Genomic DNA, 15,880 nt, shown 5'->3' on the forward strand with positions numbered 1-15,880 from the left:
TATTAGAGATTTTTGATTCAGGTAAAACTATAATGTGTCAACTGCCCGTAAATGAACAAAAACAAGTCATAAAATGAATAACATAACAACGTTAACATACGAATAAAAAAGAGAAAAAAGAGCTAAAGCAACGATTCATAGATTTTGCTTGTTTCCTCAGCAACCTTACGCCAAGTGAAAACATCCAACACACGTCGCCGACCGTTTTCACCCCAATTCTGGGCTTTCTCAGGATTCCTAAGAGCAGCCATGATACCCCATGCAATATCCGCAGGGTCTTCACCGTTAATATGCACGCCACTCTGTTCGGCACCACTGCTTACCACTTGCTCTTTAAAGCCGACAACACCACGCGCTCCAACAACTACGGGTTTCTCCATAGACATTGCCTCCAAACTAACAATGCCAAATGGTTCATAAACTGAAGGAAAAACGCACACTGTTGAAGCAGCATAATGTAGGATGCGTTCTTTTTCGGAGACAAAATCAAATCGGTAAACGATGTTGTTTTTTATTCCTAGTCGTTCGGCGGTTTCCACTATGTCAGCTTGTTCGTCGCCTTTGCCAAGAATAACCAGTTTAGTGTTAGGAAACTCTTTTAGAACAATCGGCATCGCCTGCAACAAGTTACGCACGCTCTTCACCCAGGTTAATCTACCAATAAAAAGCACCATGTTCCAGCCTGGAGGAAGACCATAACTTGCCCTTAGCGCGTCAATATCTTCCTTGCTGACTTTGCGGGGGTCATAAACTTCAGGGTCAACTCCATTCCAAACAACGCTGATTTTTGAAGGGGACCAGCCATGCTTAACTAGATCATCCTGCATAGCATGACTAACAGTAATTACGCGGTCAGCATTCTGAGCCATAGCCCTCTCCAAATGCGACACAACTTCTGAACCTGAACTGCCACTTCTACCCCATTCTGTGCTGTGTGTGTGGAAAACAACAGGGATTTTTGATTCATTCTTTATTATCAGCCCTGCAATGCTACTTAGCCAGTCGTGAACACAAACCATGTCAAACTTGTATTTTTCTTTGAGAATCAGGCTGTTGAGAAATTTTGTTGCACTTAGAACGTTGTAGATGAATATATCGTTGAATAGTTTAATGTTTGTACCCCACTTTTTAAGGTCATCAACCACAAAAAAGGGCCAGACGTTGCTTGCATCGGCGATTATGGGTCGATGCACTTCAACGCCCTTTAGGATTTCCCGAGTTTTCAACCCGTTATTGTTTAGTGTAAAGACTGAAACATCGTGACCAATATCCACGAATTGATGGGTGATGTTTTCTGCGTATGTTCCTAAGCCACCTACAAGTTGAGGCGGATACTCCCAAACAAAAAAGCCTATCCTCAAAACAGTAACCTCATAATTAGAATACCTAATAATTGAAAGCTACTTATATAATATGCAGGTACGCCTCGGCGTTAAGCTGTTAACCTTTTTCAGCAACGGTTTTAAATTAGAAAAGCCTTGGTTTAATTGGCGCAAAAATACTTTTTTAGGTTTGAAAAAAAATAATGGTTGAACCCACCATATATCATGTTAAAACGGATGTTCCAGCAAGTTATGTTGAGAAACTTTTTGATTTCATCCACAGCCAATACTTGCTATCTCAAAAAGAAAGGTTCACCAATTTTAACAGACAAACAACCAACCAGCAAGATTACCTAGCATACACTGTGACTGATAACACGGGCAAAATGCTAATGCAGGTTGAAGCAAAAAGCGACGACCCCATCGAGATAAAAGTTACACCGCTTGAGTCAAATGTAACCCAAACCATGATGGAAGAAGCAAAACAAGACATAGTTATCGCGCTACAGCTCTTTGAAGAACACGCAAGAAAAGCAACCTTGTATTTTGCTTGGCGGGAAGGCGAAGAAATAGTTCCTGAGGCTTACACAAAACCCGAAAAATCATTTAACAGGCTTTTTCTTGAGACCCAAATTCTCTTTTTCATCGTTTTCATAGTTTTTGGTACCTTCATCTTTATTGTGCTTTTAACAGTCAGTCCTGAAATTTTCTGGATAGCGCCGCTTGTTCTAATTGCCGTACAATTTGTTTTCGTTTTTTACTCAACTGCATTTATTGGAAGAACAGCCGACTGGAAAATTACTGCGGCCAACCCAACTATTCACCTTTTAGAGCTTTATTTGCCATCTGGAGATAAAAGCAAGTATTCAAAAGACCAAATTAGAGCAATAAAAAAAGAAATCTATGATGAAATAATCGCCACCAAAGGACAAAACGACATAGTTGAAGCTCAAAAAATCTTCTGCAAACATGGCATAGAATGTAAATTAGAAAACCTGAAAACCAAAAAAATAAATGTTTACGCGCTTGTAAAAAAAATTGCGGACCTTTTCAGTTTTCCAACGCCTAAAATTGTGGTTTCTAACACTATGGTTCCAAACGCTGCCGCCTCAGGACCCAGCCCAAAACGTGGACTTGTTCTCATCACCACTGGACTTTTGGTTAAGCTGGAAGAAGATGAGGTTGAAAGCGTGTTAGGGCACGAGTTTGGACATTTACGCGGCAGGGACCCCTTGATTTTGTATGGGTTGACCGCAGCGGAGTTTTTGTTCCGATTCTATGTACTGTTCCCGCTGTTTCCCATTATTTTCTCAACGCTTCTGTTCTTTGTTTACTTCTGGGCAATCATGGTTGTGATTTTCTTCATAGCCAAATTCTTTGAGGCACGCGCAGACATTGTTTCAGCCAACATGGTTGGGCAACCCTCGGTTCTTGCGGGGTCTCTTGAAAAAATTGGTTTCCAGCGGCTCCTATATGAGCGCACGCCCTCTTTTCGATTGCAGGAATGGCTGGGTCTGGACCCTCATCCGCCGATCTATTTTAGAGTTGATCGCCTTGAAAAGTTGGGAGAGAAAAAAATTCGTCACCCTCTAATACGCTCAATCAGGGATGTAATTTCAGGTTTTTTGGCAAGCTTTTAGGTTAGGGCTTTGTCGGCGATGCAAAAGCTTTTATCTTAAAACCTAATAGAGAAAAACTGAGGTAAAAAAATGAATTTTGAAACAACGAAAAATCTAGGCGGCGTTGGAGCACTACTAATGTTCATTGGTGTCCTAATACCCTTTGTTCCTTACGTAGGAAACATCATTTCTATTCTCGGCTTGGTTATTCTGCTATTTGCCCTTTACGGTTTTGCTGGCATATACAAAGAACGCAGCATCTTTAACAATTCCATTTATGGAGTCATCGCAGGCGTAGTTGGAGTAATGGTTTCGGTTGTTGTGGGTTTCGTTGCGATTAGAGGTCCACTGGTAGAGTTCCTTCAGAAAATGTTCCCTGGATGGAACGGCACAGATTGGGCGGCGCTTTCAGGTATGACTCCTGACACTGCAAACATTAACCCAAGTGATGTTATTCCACTGCTTGGTTCACTGCTGGTAGCCTTCTTAATTGCGTGGGTATTTATCATAATCGTTGCTTTCCTGTTTAGGAAATCGTTGAAGACTATGTCCGTTAAATCAGGTGTAGGCTTGTTTGGAACTGCAGGATTAATTTTGCTTATTGGTGCAGTGCTGGCGATTATCTTCGTTGGCTTTTTGCTGATGTGGATTGCGGTTCTGTTGGTTGCTATTGCATTCTTTATGATGAAGCGTCCTGAAGAGGCCGTGGAGATGGCAAGTCCGCCTCCGCCAGCGCCTGTTTAATCTCCTCTTTTTCTTTTTTTGTTTGTTTTTTGGATTTGGTTGAAGCCAACAAGTTTATATGAATAATAATTCATATGAATAATCACTCATGCTTAAAGATGAAGCAAAATGAAAAAAAGCCTAACCCAAATCTGCCACAAATTCTTCACCAACCTCGCAAACCCCACACGCTTAGCAATCATTGAACAACTAATGCAAAAACCCATGAGCGTAACAGACCTCGCAGACGCACTTGGGCAGGAACAAAGCATGATAAGCCACAACCTAAAACCACTCCTTGCCTGCAACATAATCCTCCTAGAAAAACAGGGTAAAAAACACATCTACGCCCCCAACAAGGAAACCCTTACACCCATCTTTAAAGCCATTGAGAATCACGCCCAAAAATTTTGCCCCACTGGCGGAAAATGCCTAAGAGACGAAACAGTATGAAAAGAAAAATAGTAAACATAAACGAGGAACTCTGCAACGGATGCGGACAATGCATCCCCAACTGCGTAGAAGGCGCCCTACAAATCGTCAATGGCAAAGCCAAAATCGTCAAAGAAACCTACTGCGACGGATTAGGCGCATGCATAGGACACTGCCCACAGGGAGCAATCACCATAATCGAGCGAGAAGCCCCAGCATTTGATGAAGCAGAAGTCCATGCGTACCAAAAAACCAAAAAAGCCCAAACCACGGCAGCACCCATAAAGCCACAGTGGCCAGTCAAGCTTGACCTTGTGCCTGTTAAGGCACCGTTTTTTGAGGGAGCGGATTTGCTGTTTGTGGCAGATTGTGCGCCAGTCATAATCAAAGACTTCCAAGGCGTAATCGCTGGCAAACGCGTCATAATCGGCTGCCCAAAATTCAATGACGCACGCGCATACGCGCAAAAACTCACCGAAATCCTACGCCAAAACAACATCGCCAGCATCACCGTGTTGCACATGGAGGTTCCCTGCTGCACAGGCTTGAAGTGGGCAGTGAACAAGGCGCTTGAGGGTTCAGGCAAGAAGGTTCCTGTTTACGAGTTTGAGGTTAAAGTGGGAGGTGAAATCATTGAGCTCTGACAAACCCTTTGAGAAAAACCCAGAAACATGCCCAGGCTTAAAACAGTTCCTGCAACCAACCCCATCCTACATTAAATGTCATGTTTGCGGAGGCGACTTGGAAGTGTGGAGTGACGAAGACAAAACCACGTGTCCAGAATGCGGAGCCGAATGGAAACGCCCCGCCGACGACGCGCCATGCCTAAGCTACTGCCAATACGCCGATAAATGCCGGGGAATAATCGCGCAAAGAAAACATTAACCTTTTTTCTTTGAAGGGGGCATAATTTTTTTGAACGGCTGGTTTTGGTTGGGAAATGCTCCATTAGGAACCCTCCCCTCTATAGTTTCTGCATAGAGTTTCTAATAGGAACCAAATAGACTTTGACCCCTCTCTATCGTTTCTGCAATGATTGACTATTAGGCTCCAAATAGAAAGGTAGTCAAGTGCGCTGTTCCAATTACTTATCTTTAACTGGAGAACGCTTAAAATTATAAATTAGCCCTGTTGCAACCAAAACAACCGCGGTTACCACTGCCCCAATAATCAAAACTGAAGCACCCTCGGGTGAATTGTCGCTAGGTGAAGCAGACGGCACTGTACCGTAACCCAAAGGAGTGTAAACATCGATTGCTTGGGTGTATTCAAACCAGCCAACCGCGCCTCCTATACAATAAATCCTATCATCCAACACTGCACTAGCAAAGACGCAACGCGCCGTAGGCATACTTGCTACAGAACTCCACGTATCAAACGCAACATCATAAACATAAGTCGTATTAACCACACTTTCAAGAAAACCTACATACCCGCCTAAAACATAAATTTTCTCAGGAGCAAACTGCCCCGTCGTAGCTATAACACCTGCACCAGCGTAATACTCAGGTATCTGCGCGCCAGTACTCCAATTATCGGTTTTTGTATCATAAATAAAGGTGGCTGCAGGGTATATGATACATATTTTCTCGTTGACACTGACAGGTTGCATATTATCGCAACTTATCGAGGTTATTTTTGTCCAAGTATCAGTTGCCGGATCATACTTCTGGATTTCTTGATTAATTAACACATAAATTTTATCACCTATAACACAAGCATCTACCCTGCTAGTTGTGTATGCTAAGGGCGTTTTTGTTTCCCACGTATCAATTTGCGTATCATAAACCTCATTAACATTTGTCGGCTTATCTGTCAAGTTCTTGCCACCTATCAAATAGATTTTATCACCTACTGCCCCAATAGCAAAAGTTGTCCTAGGAGTAGGCATAGCAGTCTTATTCATCAAAGTATCAGCTTCCGGATCATACATATAAGTGGAAAATCTATGGAAAACAAATATTTTACCACCCACCGCAACAGCCTCCAAGCCACCTACCCGTTGGACTGCGGATGTTTTGGTCTCCCATGTGTCACCTGTTTGTTCGTCAGCACCAGTATTAGCTATCAAGGCGGGACTTAACGTTACTAAAAGAGCCAAACAAAGCAGCAAGGTAGCAGATTTCATAATTTTTTTCACCACACCCGAATGGAACTCACTTCGCTTATTAGCCTATTGCAAAACACGTGTAAAACAAAAAAACCTTTGATTAAAAAGCCAAACCAAACAATCCCTCCAGAGGATTCCACAAAGAAAAACTAACAGCATCCAAATAGGTTTGTTGAATTTGCTGTTTAGGAGCGATACTTTAAAAGATTAAGAAGCACCATACAGCTAAACTGTAGAGGTTCAACTATATGCCTGCTTTCCAGCCTGTCCGCGGAATGAGAGATTTACTCGGCGAAGAAGCCCAACTCTTCACCCACATAATCACTAAAGCAAGAGAAAACGCTGCAGTCTATGGCTACAAAGAAGCCATAACCCCGCATGTGGAGCCGCTTGAGTTGCTCAGTGCAAAGTCGGGTGAGGAAATCCGTCAACGCATGTTTATCTTCAAAGATTTGGGTGAGCGTCAAGTGGCGCTACGCCCCGAATTTACTGCCTCCATCGCACGATTAGTTACCACTGCATTGAAAAATGAGCCTAAACCACTCCGCTTGTTCTCAGTGGGCACAGTGTACCGTTATGATGAGCCACAGCGAGGTAGGTACCGCGAGTTCTGGCAATCCAACTACGAATTAATGGGCTCCGCTAAACCAGAGGCAGACGCAGAAATCATTCTACTCACCAACAGCCTCATGAAATCGTTGAATCTTAATGGGTACGCTTTCAAAATCGGGCACATAGGCGTTATCCGCGCAATTCTCACCGCTGAGGGTGTGGATGAGAAGGTGCAGAATGCGGTTTTGCAGCGTATGGACAAAAAAGAGTACGATGCCGCATTGGAACTGGTAGCCTCTGAGAAGTGCCAAGAAATGTTGGTGGGCTTGATTGGGATTAAGGGTAAAGATTGGCAGGACACAGTTGAACAGGTAAAGGCTCTTGTTTCAGGTTATGAAGTAGCTAAGGCTACAGTGGAGAACCTCACGCAAATCCTAACGCTCCTCACACAAAACGGCGTTGAAAACCTCACCGTAGACCCCGCATTCGCGCGTGGCTTAGAGTATTACACGGGTATGATTTTTGAAGTTTACATCCCAGAGTTGGAAATCGCTTTAGGTGGAGGAGGACGTTACGACAGGCTCATCGAAGTCTTTGGCGGCGAATCCACACCTGCGGTTGGTTGTGCCCATGGAATTGACCGCGTTGCAATTGCCTTGCAGACTCAGCAAACCCAGCTATTAGCCCAACAGGCGAAGAGGGTAACTGTTATCCCCGTTAACGATGCCGTCAAATCGGAAGCCCTCAAAATTACCCAATCCCTGCGCGCGGATGGCGTGGCGGTGGAGTTTGAGGTTATGGGCAGAAAAATGGGCAAAGCCTTAGAAGATGCGGATAAACGCAAAGTAGACTACGCGATAATCGTGGGTGAGCGGGAACTCAAAGAAAGCGCGGTTATGCTGAAGGATTTTGCGAAGCGAGAACAATCAGTGGTGCCTTTAGAGAGTTTAGTTGAAAAAATTAAAAATTAAAGAAAAAATTGTGTGCCCAAAAAATGGGCTTTTTTGTGGTTTAGAGTCGTGTTATGTAGCGGTTGACTTACCACTCGGTTACCTGTGTGCGGTAGAGGTCCCATTCGTGGCGTTTTTCACGCAGGAAATTGTCGAATGTAACTGGACCTAGGGTTTCTCTCATCAACTCGCTGCTTTCAAGCTCGTCAAGGGCTTCTTTGAGGTTTTCGGGTAGGCTGACGATTCCGCGTTGTTTGCGTTCTTCGTAGCTCATGTGGTAAACGTTTAGTTCCACTGGTTCACCTGGGTCAATCTTGTTCTTGATACCATCCAAACCTGTTGCTAAGAGCACTGCAAACTGTAGATAGGGGTTTCCTGCACCGTCTGGGCATCGGATTTCCATTCTTGCAGCATTCTTTCTGCCGCCAAAGTTAGGTACACGAATAAGTGGACTGCGGTTTTTGTGTGCCCATGCAAGATATACGGGTGCTTCGTATCCTGGAACGAGACGTTTGTAGCTGTTTGGCCAGCTGTTGAGGACTGCAACCATTTTGCGTCCGTGTGCGAGTTGTCCACCGATGAAGTTACGTGCAACGTCACTGAGGTATCCATGTGCAGCATTTTCGGAATAGAACATGTTTTCTGTTCCGTCTTTGTTCCAGAGGCGTTGGTGAGTGTGCATGCCGCTTCCGTTTATGCCTTGGAATGGTTTTGGCATGTAAGTTGTCATGTAGCCGTTTCTTGCTGCGACAACTTTGCCGCACATTTTCATGGTGATTGCGCGGTCGGCGGTTTCGAGTGCTTCGCCATATTTGAAGTCGATTTCGTTTTGTCCCAACGCGACTTCGTGGTGGCTGATTTCGATGTCTATACCGAAAGCTTCTGCAGTGTCGGCGATTTCACGTCTTAAATCGTCGGTTAGGTCACTTGGGTGGAAGTCAAAGTATCCTGCCAAGTCGATTGGTTTAGGTAAGCCGCCGTTTTCGCTTTCTTTAACTATGAAGAATTCTAGTTCAGGAGCGCAAATGTAGGTGTATCCTGCATTGTTTGCTTTTGTGATGGCGCGTTCGAGGATGTATCGGGGGTCTCCTTCGAAGCGTTTGTTTTGTGGAGTGTAAACGTCACAGATTAGCCTGCAGGAAGCTTTTTCTTTTGGTCTCCATGGCAACACAGCGAAAGTTGTTGGGTCCGGATATAGCACCATGTCGGACTCTTCAATAGGACGATAACCCGTGATTGAAGAACCGTCAAATGATTGCCCGTTTTCAAACATACTTTCGATGTTTTTGGAGCTGACGGCTAAGTTTTTGAGCATGCCGTTGATATCGGTGAATTGTAGCCTAACAAATTTTATGTCTTTTTCTTGGATTTGTTGGACTACTTTGGTTACGTTTTCTTTCCAAACTGCATCTTTAAAATTTTTCATTGATTTCTCCCCTTTATAATGGCTACTGTCACATGTTATGGAAAACACATTTGCCATAAACATATTTAAGCATATCGCTTTCCTGAGTAGATAAATGTCCAAAGCAAATCCTGTTTATTGAAATAATGCACACTTTTTTTACACTGCTAAAAAGGTAGACCCCTAAAAAAGCCACTTTCGTTCTCTTCTCAAAAAATCCCCCGCATCTAAAACATTCCCAACCGCCACACCCGAATCACCACTTACTTGTCCAAAAAACCTGCCAAACCCCAAACACTCCCCAAACTCATTAAGCACCAACGTATTACAATTCCGCCGCGAACCATAAACCCTAACAACCCCCTTACTCAAAACATCCCTGCCACAAATGAAAAGCCAAGCAGCTTTTTTATCCAAAACCACCCGATTAGCCGCCGAAGCAACCAGCAAATTCAACAGGTTAAAACTGGGAAAGAACTTGCCCTGTTTAGCCTTACCCAAATAGAGTCCCGCATAAAAAAAGTCGCCCCGAACAAATTTGCGCACCAGTGGATTTACCAAGTAAAACCTACCATTTTTCTCCACAACCCCCTCAGGATTCAAAGCAATTTGGGCGCCAACTGAGGCGGCAAAATTTAGCAGTTGTTTCAAGGTTCCTTCCTCCCAAGTTTGCAAACAAAAAAGCCCTGTGTCTGCTCAGGCCACAAACGTCTGCAACGTGCCACTGATGAGTCAAGCGTTTTGCCAAACACTTCTGTTAAGCCATATTCACCGAGGCAGTCTATTTCCTTGATTTTTAGGTTCAAGTTTTTTACTGCCCAATCCATGTTAAGCTCGTCTTCTTCAGGTTCAAGCGAGCAGGTGGAGTAGATGATTTCGCCGTCGGGCGTGAGGCATTGTGCGGCTTTGGCAAGGATTTCGCGTTGCAGTGCCGCGTTGCGTTTCACGTCTTTTAGGGTTCGGTTGCGGAACCAGTTTTTGTCGCCTGCAAAGTTACCTGAACAGGGAACATCAGCCAAAATCCTATCAAATTTTACGTCCAGCTTAGGTACTTCTCGTGCATCCAACTGATAAACCACCGTGTTAGCCACATGACACCGTTCCAAATGATTGCTCAGTGCGGTTAACCGCCGTTTATCCACATCCAACGCCACAATTGCACCCGTGCCTTCCATGAGGTCGGCGAGTTGCGTGGTTTTTCCACCTGGAGCTGCTGCCACGTCCAGAACTTTTTTGCCCTTCAAATTTGTGAAGAGAATGGCGGGAATTTGTGCGGCTGCTTCCTGTATACTGTAGAAGCCCAGCAGATACTCGGCAGTTGCACCCACCGACACGTTGCTGTCCATTACCCAGTAGCCCTGCTGTAGAAAAGGAATCTTTTTAAGATGCACGCCCAAGCTTTCCAATCGTCCCACAAGATTTTTGCCCCGAACATTAGTGGTGTTTATGCGGATAGCTTGCCGCAACTCAACCTCATGGTATTTCCAACCCAGTTCTGCATAACGGGAGATAAAGAAATCCTTAGCCGACATCGAACCCTAAATGGGTAAGTAAAGATAAAAACCTTTCAAGGATTTCCGGAGCAGCATTGGCTTTTTTCAACCCTATTCCGCTTGATTACATGTTATTTTTAAAATTTGTTTTAAATGATGAAATGCACAACCTTAAAACATAAAAACACAATAACCCGTTTTTATCACAAATGTTATAACACTAATTAACTGACTGTTTTTTGAGGATGCAAAAATGAAAAGAAATGTTTTGCTTGTTTTCCTCCTTGCAGTCTGTTGTGTTTTGTTTTTTCCAAGCGTCACTGCCGATGAGGTTTCAGTGGGGGATTTTTGGGAGACAAAAACCGCTATGCCTCAAGCAGCCAGTGGCATAAAAGCAGTAACCGTTGAGGACAGCATCTATGTTTTTGGCAAAACCTTCACCTACATGTACACACCAGCAACAGATACATGGACACAAAAAACAGCCATGCCCACACCAAGAGTAAGTTATGCCATAGCCGCCTTAGACAACAAGGTTTACGTTATAGGCGGTCAGGGACCAAATGGTGAATCTAGCGTTAATGAGGGTTATGATGTTTTAACTGACACTTGGGAAAAAAAGCAGCCCCTGTATCCAGCTAGAGACAAGATGGATGCTAACGTTGTGGATGGCAAAATCTACGTTATAGGAGGAATAGGCGCAGTACGCAGTGATAAACAAGGGTTTGACAGTTTAACTGAAGTTTATGACCCTGCCACAGACAGCTGGACACAAAAAACGTCGCCCCCCAAACTGATGAGTTCCCACCTCTCCTGCGTCATAGACAAAAAAATCTACATAATAAACCAAGAGTTTGACGTTGACATATACAACACAAAAACTGATCAATGGAGCAAAGCAGCAGACATACCCGAATTTTACAGTTCACGAGGCATAGCTGCAACCACGGGAAATCAGGTGCCAGAGCGGATTTATGTGATAGGCGGCTTTTTTAGTCCCCGCTTCATGGATCTTCGGATGGTGCAGACAAATTATGTTTATGACCCCGCGTCTGATTCATGGAATATAGCTGCGGATATGCCAACCGCTCGGGCTGGTTTTGCAGTGGCAGTACTTAAGGACAAAATATACTGCATAGGCGGCGCATTAACTAGTAATGTAATAACAGGACAAGAAACAGGTGTTGTTGAGGTTTACACGCCTCAGGGCTACCAAAATAATTCACCTTCCAGTAGCCCCGGAAATACGGAAGAGAAACAACCTATCCTGACAGAAACCACTACCATAATCATCGGGGTAACAGTTTCAGCAACAATCATCACAGCCACCAGCATAACAGTATACCACTACAAACACACCTCAACCAAAACCTCAAAATCCCCCTAACACCCAATTCACACACAAAACACTACCTCCAGCAACACAACATAACTTTGGATTTGTAGATTCAGTTGTAGAATCAAACTGATGTTATAAATAGAGGAAGGGTCTATCGTGATAGTAACAGGTTCTTCAGCTTTTTTGTGCTACGACATAGCAGGTTAACCACGTCAGGAGTGAAAATTGAAAGCGATGCCAAAGTGAAATTCAGCGGCAGCATCAAGGCACTTTCAAAAATGTTGAATCCAAACGGAGCAATCAGTAACTCGTAGCCTAAATATTGAAAGGTGCTCCAAAGGCTTTGCTGAAACAATGCGCCTGCAAGACGCGCGAGATACTTGTTTTTGCCTTTTAGCGGTGTGCCTTTATGGATGACGAAGAAGGTTTCGCCTAAAATTGCTCCTGCACCGCCGGGAAAGAAGGCGTTGACCAGAATTTTTTCCAGCAAGTTGCCAGGTATCCAGTATCCTATCCAGTAACCTGGGAAATCAAGAAAGGGTATGGTGACGCTTTGGGTGGCAAACCGGTATATTACTGGGAGTGCGTAGATTATTATACCTGCGAGTTCCCAGCGCCATACTCTTCTGCTTTTAAGGGTCTCTACTGCAGTTGATTTCCAGTTCATACACGAAAATTCAGCTGTAAATGTTTAAAGGCTTCCCTAAAAAACCAGTCCCCAACAGCATCATCTGTGGAAACCTTGAAGGGGCAGTCTTTTTTGGCACAATTTTCAACCATAAAATCTGATAATTTAGCGTTTTTGTGCCTATTTTTCAGGGGGCAAAAAAACATGGATTTTGAATCCATATTTTGCATTCATAATGGTATTATATACAAACCGTCAGTATTGGGATACAATATCGTAACTACGGAAGTTAAGGTGCAACTGGTAAAATGGAACTTGCGTTGGAAAATCCTGATTTCGCAAAAATCTACAGCAAGCAAACTGAAGCTTGGAAAATGGCGAAAAAAGACCAATCATTCAACAAGCAACTAACAACTATAGAGGATACACTATCCAAGTATGGTTTAATAAAAAACGAAATCAAAGTCTACCTTTACTTGGCAAGGGCAGGACAAAAGAAAGCAGGGGAAATCGCTGAAGCCATCGCTCTTCACCGAACCGAAACCTACCGCATTTTGCGTGACCTAGAAAAGAAAGGCATCGTATTCTCGCTCTTTGAGAAGCCCCTCAAATTCACCGCTGTCCCAATGGATAAAGCAATAGATTTGCTGGTGGATGCCGAAAAAATCAAAATAAAAATGCTTGAGCAGGAAAAACAAAGCCTTGTTGATTTATGGGCGTCTATTCCTCAGCCTGAAGTTAAGGAAGCAAAAAAAGAGCTTTTCCAGATGTTGGAAGGTGAACAGCAAGTCATCATGAAAGCAACTGAGTTACTTGAGAGGACCACGCAGAAGTTCCAGATTTTCGCATCTGCAGATTATCTTTCGCAGTTTTACTACAGTGACTTCTCTGATGAGCTTAAAAAGCAAGCTGACAAAGTAACCGTGTCGCTTATCACTGACAACAGCCTCAAAAGCGCCTATTTCCTTGGGCAACTATCCTGGCTAAGTGATGTTGGCAGAATCGTGGACAACCAGAACCTCCCCTGCTTCATAATCTCAGATAACAAAGAAGTCCTCATCGCTTTCCACGAAAAAGACCCAAGCAGCGAAGACGCGAAAAGAAAGTTCCGCACAGGCGCAATCTGGACAAACTACAGCGTGTTCGTAAAAACGTTGCAGATGCTCTTTATCAAGCTCTCAGAAAACTAACTTTCCCTTTTCCAAAAATAATTTTAGCGACAACTCCCGCAAGAACCACCCAAACCGCAACAGTAGCAACCCAGATAGCCAGTTTCGCATTTGACAAGTCAAAGCCAGCCTCAATTTCAACCTGCACTACCCAGTAATCGTAGGTTTTTTTGCCCACTAACTCAGGTACACCTTGGGGGTCAGTCCAACCCGCAAGCAGAAATTGGTCCTGAGAAATCTCAATTACGCCATAAGCCTCCTGATAAGCAGAATCACCAAGGGTACAACTCCACAAAACCCTTCCTTCATTATCAATTTTGGTTAGCCAGTAATCGCGGTAGCCTTCACCGAAAGAAAACGTGAAGCCAGCCACCAAAAATCCACCATCACTTGAAGCCACAATCGTAGCTGGGGAATCCGTGCTTTTTCCACCCACGGTTTTTGTCCACTGGATTTGGCCGTCAAAGGAAATTTTCATGATATAGGCGTCGCTGTCGGTTTCTGCTGAGAGGCCATCGCCCGTAATCACTGCACCGTCACCGGTTTTTGCCATGGCATAGGCTTTTTGGCTTCCGTTTCCGCCGCAGGTTTGGTTCCACAGCAGGTTACCTGAGGTGTCGAGTTTCAGGATTAGGAAATCGTATCTATCAGGGTTTTGCAGCTCCGCTATATATCCTGCAGCCAAAAAGTTTCCGTCTGGGCATGTCGTGCAGGTTCTCAATGCCGAGTCTGATGTGCCAAAGGTTTTACTCCAAATTATGTTGCCGTCAAAGCTGATTTTTATTACCCAAGACCTTGAGGTCTCATTGGCGGAGGTTAAGCCGCAGAGCATAAAGCCATCACTTGTCTGTGTTGCTGAAAAAAGTTTGTTAACTGTGCCCAAACCAACCGAGGTATTCCAGATTAATGCACCTTGCAAATCTGTTCGGGCAACATACCCGTTTTCGTTTCCTGAATCCAAAAACGTGTTACCCACAAGCAAAAAACCATCCGTTAAGTTGAGGGCGCAGCGAAGCTCAGTTCCGTCGCCTGTAAGGTAGGTTTGATTCCAGATTTCTTCGCCGTTTTGGTTAAGCATCAAAGCCCAACCAACCATGACGCTACTGATAATGGACCATGAGGTGCCTACAACCAAAAAATCCCCGTTCTCAACGGGAATTGTGTACAAAGCTCTGTCATCGCTTGCGCCGCCGTAGATTTTTTCCCAATCTAGTTTTGCCTCAGAAACCTTCATGGAATCATCATGGGTATTTAGTGTTGGTGTGTTATCTGCAAAGGTTACGCCTACTGAGGAGACAATGAGCAAAACGGCAAGTATTGCCAAGCTTTTTTGGGTGCTGCTTTGCTTTGTCATGGTTTTTCAATTCCAGTGAACGTTAAAACCGCCGCAACCATTATGCCCCTTTGGTCAAGGCATGTAACAGAAACTGCAGCTGGGATGTTTCTTTGGTCAGATTCAAAAGTAAGCGAAACAAGGTAGGTGCCGTTGCCTAAATTATTAATAACCGTGTTTGTAGCGTTAACAGGAAGCCAATCTGAAGTGGAAAGCAAACCATCAAAATCGAAAAGGAAAGTGAAATTCTCCGCCAACGCAGCCTGTCCCTCATTGTACACGTTCACTGTCAAGTTAACCTCCTTGTATTTGCCTTCTAGCAACCAGCATTCTCCGTTGCAGTCGATTTCGGTGGTTATGGTTAGGTTGTATTGGGTGCTTGAGTTTTTCGTGTTTGTAACTGTGTTGATGTTGAGGTCTGTGCAGGCGCTGGAGATGCCGTATCCGCTACTGCCCCATGAAATATGTAGTCCATCTTGATAGGGTGCAGTGGTTAAGGAGCAGGTTTGTAATTGCAGCATAGACTGATACGATTGAGCAGTAACTGCTGAGGTAAACCTATCCAAATCAGAAGCCAAAACACTACTATCACCCCCATTGGTAACATTTGCCAGTGCACTGATTAGTGTGCTCTTTGCAGCCTGCTGATAAGCGGCAAAGTCGTTTTGGCATGTTTGGGCAGTTGGTGCAGTTTTTTCGGATTGGATAACGTAGAGTGCCGTGGATAGCAAAACCAACGCAAGCAGCAAGGCAGACACGATGAGCACCTGCCCCGAATTGTTTCGTCTAAGACTGCGTTTCATGG

General features: G+C 44.2%; 16 protein-coding genes. 8 read left to right on the top strand and 8 right to left on the bottom strand.

The window, feature by feature from the left end; all coding sequences use genetic code 11:
- Positions 1–122 precede the first annotated feature (122 nt).
- On the bottom strand, positions 123–1,361 hold the full coding sequence (locus NWF01_03180) for a glycosyltransferase family 4 protein (GenBank protein ID MCW4024020.1): 1,239 nt from the start codon (positions 1,359–1,361) through the stop codon (positions 123–125).
- A gap of 164 nt (positions 1,362–1,525) precedes the next feature.
- On the opposite strand from NWF01_03180, the gene NWF01_03185 reads away from it, so the two are divergent.
- The 5 genes from NWF01_03185 (at position 1,526) to NWF01_03205 (ending at position 4,981) form a co-directional block, all read left to right on the top strand.
- Positions 1,526–2,962: a M56 family metallopeptidase gene (locus tag NWF01_03185; protein ID MCW4024021.1), complete on the top strand. Its 1,437-nt coding sequence runs from the start codon at positions 1,526–1,528 to the stop codon at positions 2,960–2,962.
- Between the two features lie 69 nt (positions 2,963–3,031).
- The gene (locus NWF01_03190) at positions 3,032–3,685 is read left to right on the top strand and encodes a DUF996 domain-containing protein (GenBank protein MCW4024022.1); all 654 of its coding nucleotides are present in this window, start codon (positions 3,032–3,034) and stop codon (positions 3,683–3,685) included.
- 108 nt (positions 3,686–3,793) lie between these two features.
- Positions 3,794–4,117, top strand: coding sequence for a metalloregulator ArsR/SmtB family transcription factor (locus tag NWF01_03195; GenBank protein ID MCW4024023.1), 324 nt, complete (start codon positions 3,794–3,796; stop codon positions 4,115–4,117).
- Positions 4,114–4,740: a 4Fe-4S ferredoxin gene (locus NWF01_03200; protein MCW4024024.1), complete on the top strand. Its 627-nt coding sequence runs from the start codon at positions 4,114–4,116 to the stop codon at positions 4,738–4,740. Before NWF01_03195 ends, NWF01_03200 begins: the two co-directional genes overlap by 4 nt.
- The gene (locus NWF01_03205; GenBank protein MCW4024025.1) at positions 4,730–4,981 is read left to right on the top strand and encodes a hypothetical protein; all 252 of its coding nucleotides are present in this window, start codon (positions 4,730–4,732) and stop codon (positions 4,979–4,981) included. The genes NWF01_03200 and NWF01_03205 overlap by 11 nt, the downstream gene beginning before the upstream one ends.
- 199 nt (positions 4,982–5,180) lie before the next feature.
- Here the strand turns inward: NWF01_03205 and NWF01_03210 are convergent, their stop codons facing one another.
- On the bottom strand, positions 5,181–6,224 hold the full coding sequence (locus tag NWF01_03210) for a hypothetical protein (GenBank protein ID MCW4024026.1): 1,044 nt from the start codon (positions 6,222–6,224) through the stop codon (positions 5,181–5,183).
- Positions 6,225–6,454: 230 nt separating this feature from the next.
- Here NWF01_03210 and hisS point away from each other — a divergent pair, with 230 nt between their 5' ends.
- On the top strand, positions 6,455–7,729 hold the full coding sequence (gene hisS / locus NWF01_03215; GenBank protein ID MCW4024027.1) for a histidine--tRNA ligase: 1,275 nt from the start codon (positions 6,455–6,457) through the stop codon (positions 7,727–7,729).
- A 67-nt stretch (positions 7,730–7,796) separates the two neighbouring features.
- Here hisS and glnA read toward each other — a convergent pair whose 3' ends face one another.
- The 3 genes from glnA to NWF01_03230 all read right to left on the bottom strand — a co-directional run bounded on the left by glnA (position 7,797) and on the right by NWF01_03230 (position 10,645).
- Positions 7,797–9,134: a type I glutamate--ammonia ligase gene (gene glnA, locus NWF01_03220; GenBank protein ID MCW4024028.1), complete on the bottom strand. Its 1,338-nt coding sequence runs from the start codon at positions 9,132–9,134 to the stop codon at positions 7,797–7,799.
- Positions 9,135–9,296: 162 nt separating this feature from the next.
- Complete coding sequence (locus NWF01_03225; GenBank protein ID MCW4024029.1) at positions 9,297–9,764, bottom strand: hypothetical protein; 468 nt, start codon at positions 9,762–9,764, stop codon at positions 9,297–9,299.
- Positions 9,761–10,645, bottom strand: a complete 885-nt coding sequence (locus NWF01_03230) for an RsmB/NOP family class I SAM-dependent RNA methyltransferase (GenBank protein MCW4024030.1) — start codon at positions 10,643–10,645, stop codon at positions 9,761–9,763. Before NWF01_03230 ends, NWF01_03225 begins: the two co-directional genes overlap by 4 nt.
- Positions 10,646–10,859: 214 nt before the next feature.
- On the opposite strand from NWF01_03230, the gene NWF01_03235 reads away from it, so the two are divergent.
- Positions 10,860–11,993, top strand: coding sequence for a hypothetical protein (locus tag NWF01_03235; protein MCW4024031.1), 1,134 nt, complete (start codon positions 10,860–10,862; stop codon positions 11,991–11,993).
- A 103-nt stretch (positions 11,994–12,096) separates the two neighbouring features.
- On the opposite strand, the gene NWF01_03240 is transcribed toward NWF01_03235, so the two are convergent.
- The gene (locus NWF01_03240; GenBank protein MCW4024032.1) at positions 12,097–12,612 is read right to left on the bottom strand and encodes a hypothetical protein; all 516 of its coding nucleotides are present in this window, start codon (positions 12,610–12,612) and stop codon (positions 12,097–12,099) included.
- A 269-nt stretch (positions 12,613–12,881) separates the two neighbouring features.
- Here NWF01_03240 and NWF01_03245 point away from each other — a divergent pair, with 269 nt between their 5' ends.
- The gene (locus NWF01_03245; GenBank protein ID MCW4024033.1) at positions 12,882–13,763 is read left to right on the top strand and encodes a helix-turn-helix domain-containing protein; all 882 of its coding nucleotides are present in this window, start codon (positions 12,882–12,884) and stop codon (positions 13,761–13,763) included.
- Here the strand turns inward: NWF01_03245 and NWF01_03250 are convergent.
- Positions 13,744–15,096: a hypothetical protein gene (locus NWF01_03250; GenBank protein ID MCW4024034.1), complete on the bottom strand. Its 1,353-nt coding sequence runs from the start codon at positions 15,094–15,096 to the stop codon at positions 13,744–13,746. The two genes, NWF01_03245 and NWF01_03250, sit on opposite strands and share 20 nt — an antisense overlap.
- A complete protein-coding gene (locus NWF01_03255) occupies positions 15,093–15,878 on the bottom strand; it encodes a hypothetical protein (protein ID MCW4024035.1) in 786 nt (261 codons plus the stop codon). Before NWF01_03255 ends, NWF01_03250 begins: the two co-directional genes overlap by 4 nt.
- Positions 15,879–15,880 lie beyond the last annotated feature (2 nt).

This window comes from Candidatus Bathyarchaeota archaeon, from assembly GCA_026014585.1.
GTDB lineage: Archaea > Thermoproteota > Bathyarchaeia > Bathyarchaeales > Bathycorpusculaceae > Bathycorpusculum.

Coding starts and splice junctions, on each gene's coding strand:
- glnA (MCW4024028.1), bottom strand. CDS start 9,134: ATGAAAAATTTTAAAGATGCAGTTTGGAAAGAAAACGTAACCAAAGTA.
- NWF01_03235 (MCW4024031.1), top strand. CDS start 10,860: ATGAAAAGAAATGTTTTGCTTGTTTTCCTCCTTGCAGTCTGTTGTGTT.
- NWF01_03230 (MCW4024030.1), bottom strand. CDS start 10,645: ATGTCGGCTAAGGATTTCTTTATCTCCCGTTATGCAGAACTGGGTTGG.
- NWF01_03185 (MCW4024021.1), top strand. CDS start 1,526: ATGGTTGAACCCACCATATATCATGTTAAAACGGATGTTCCAGCAAGT.
- NWF01_03200 (MCW4024024.1), top strand. CDS start 4,114: ATGAAAAGAAAAATAGTAAACATAAACGAGGAACTCTGCAACGGATGC.
- NWF01_03240 (MCW4024032.1), bottom strand. CDS start 12,612: ATGAACTGGAAATCAACTGCAGTAGAGACCCTTAAAAGCAGAAGAGTA.
- NWF01_03195 (MCW4024023.1), top strand. CDS start 3,794: ATGAAAAAAAGCCTAACCCAAATCTGCCACAAATTCTTCACCAACCTC.
- hisS (MCW4024027.1), top strand. CDS start 6,455: ATGCCTGCTTTCCAGCCTGTCCGCGGAATGAGAGATTTACTCGGCGAA.
- NWF01_03190 (MCW4024022.1), top strand. CDS start 3,032: ATGAATTTTGAAACAACGAAAAATCTAGGCGGCGTTGGAGCACTACTA.
- NWF01_03210 (MCW4024026.1), bottom strand. CDS start 6,224: ATGAAATCTGCTACCTTGCTGCTTTGTTTGGCTCTTTTAGTAACGTTA.
- NWF01_03255 (MCW4024035.1), bottom strand. CDS start 15,878: ATGAAACGCAGTCTTAGACGAAACAATTCGGGGCAGGTGCTCATCGTG.
- NWF01_03245 (MCW4024033.1), top strand. CDS start 12,882: ATGGAACTTGCGTTGGAAAATCCTGATTTCGCAAAAATCTACAGCAAG.
- NWF01_03250 (MCW4024034.1), bottom strand. CDS start 15,096: ATGACAAAGCAAAGCAGCACCCAAAAAAGCTTGGCAATACTTGCCGTT.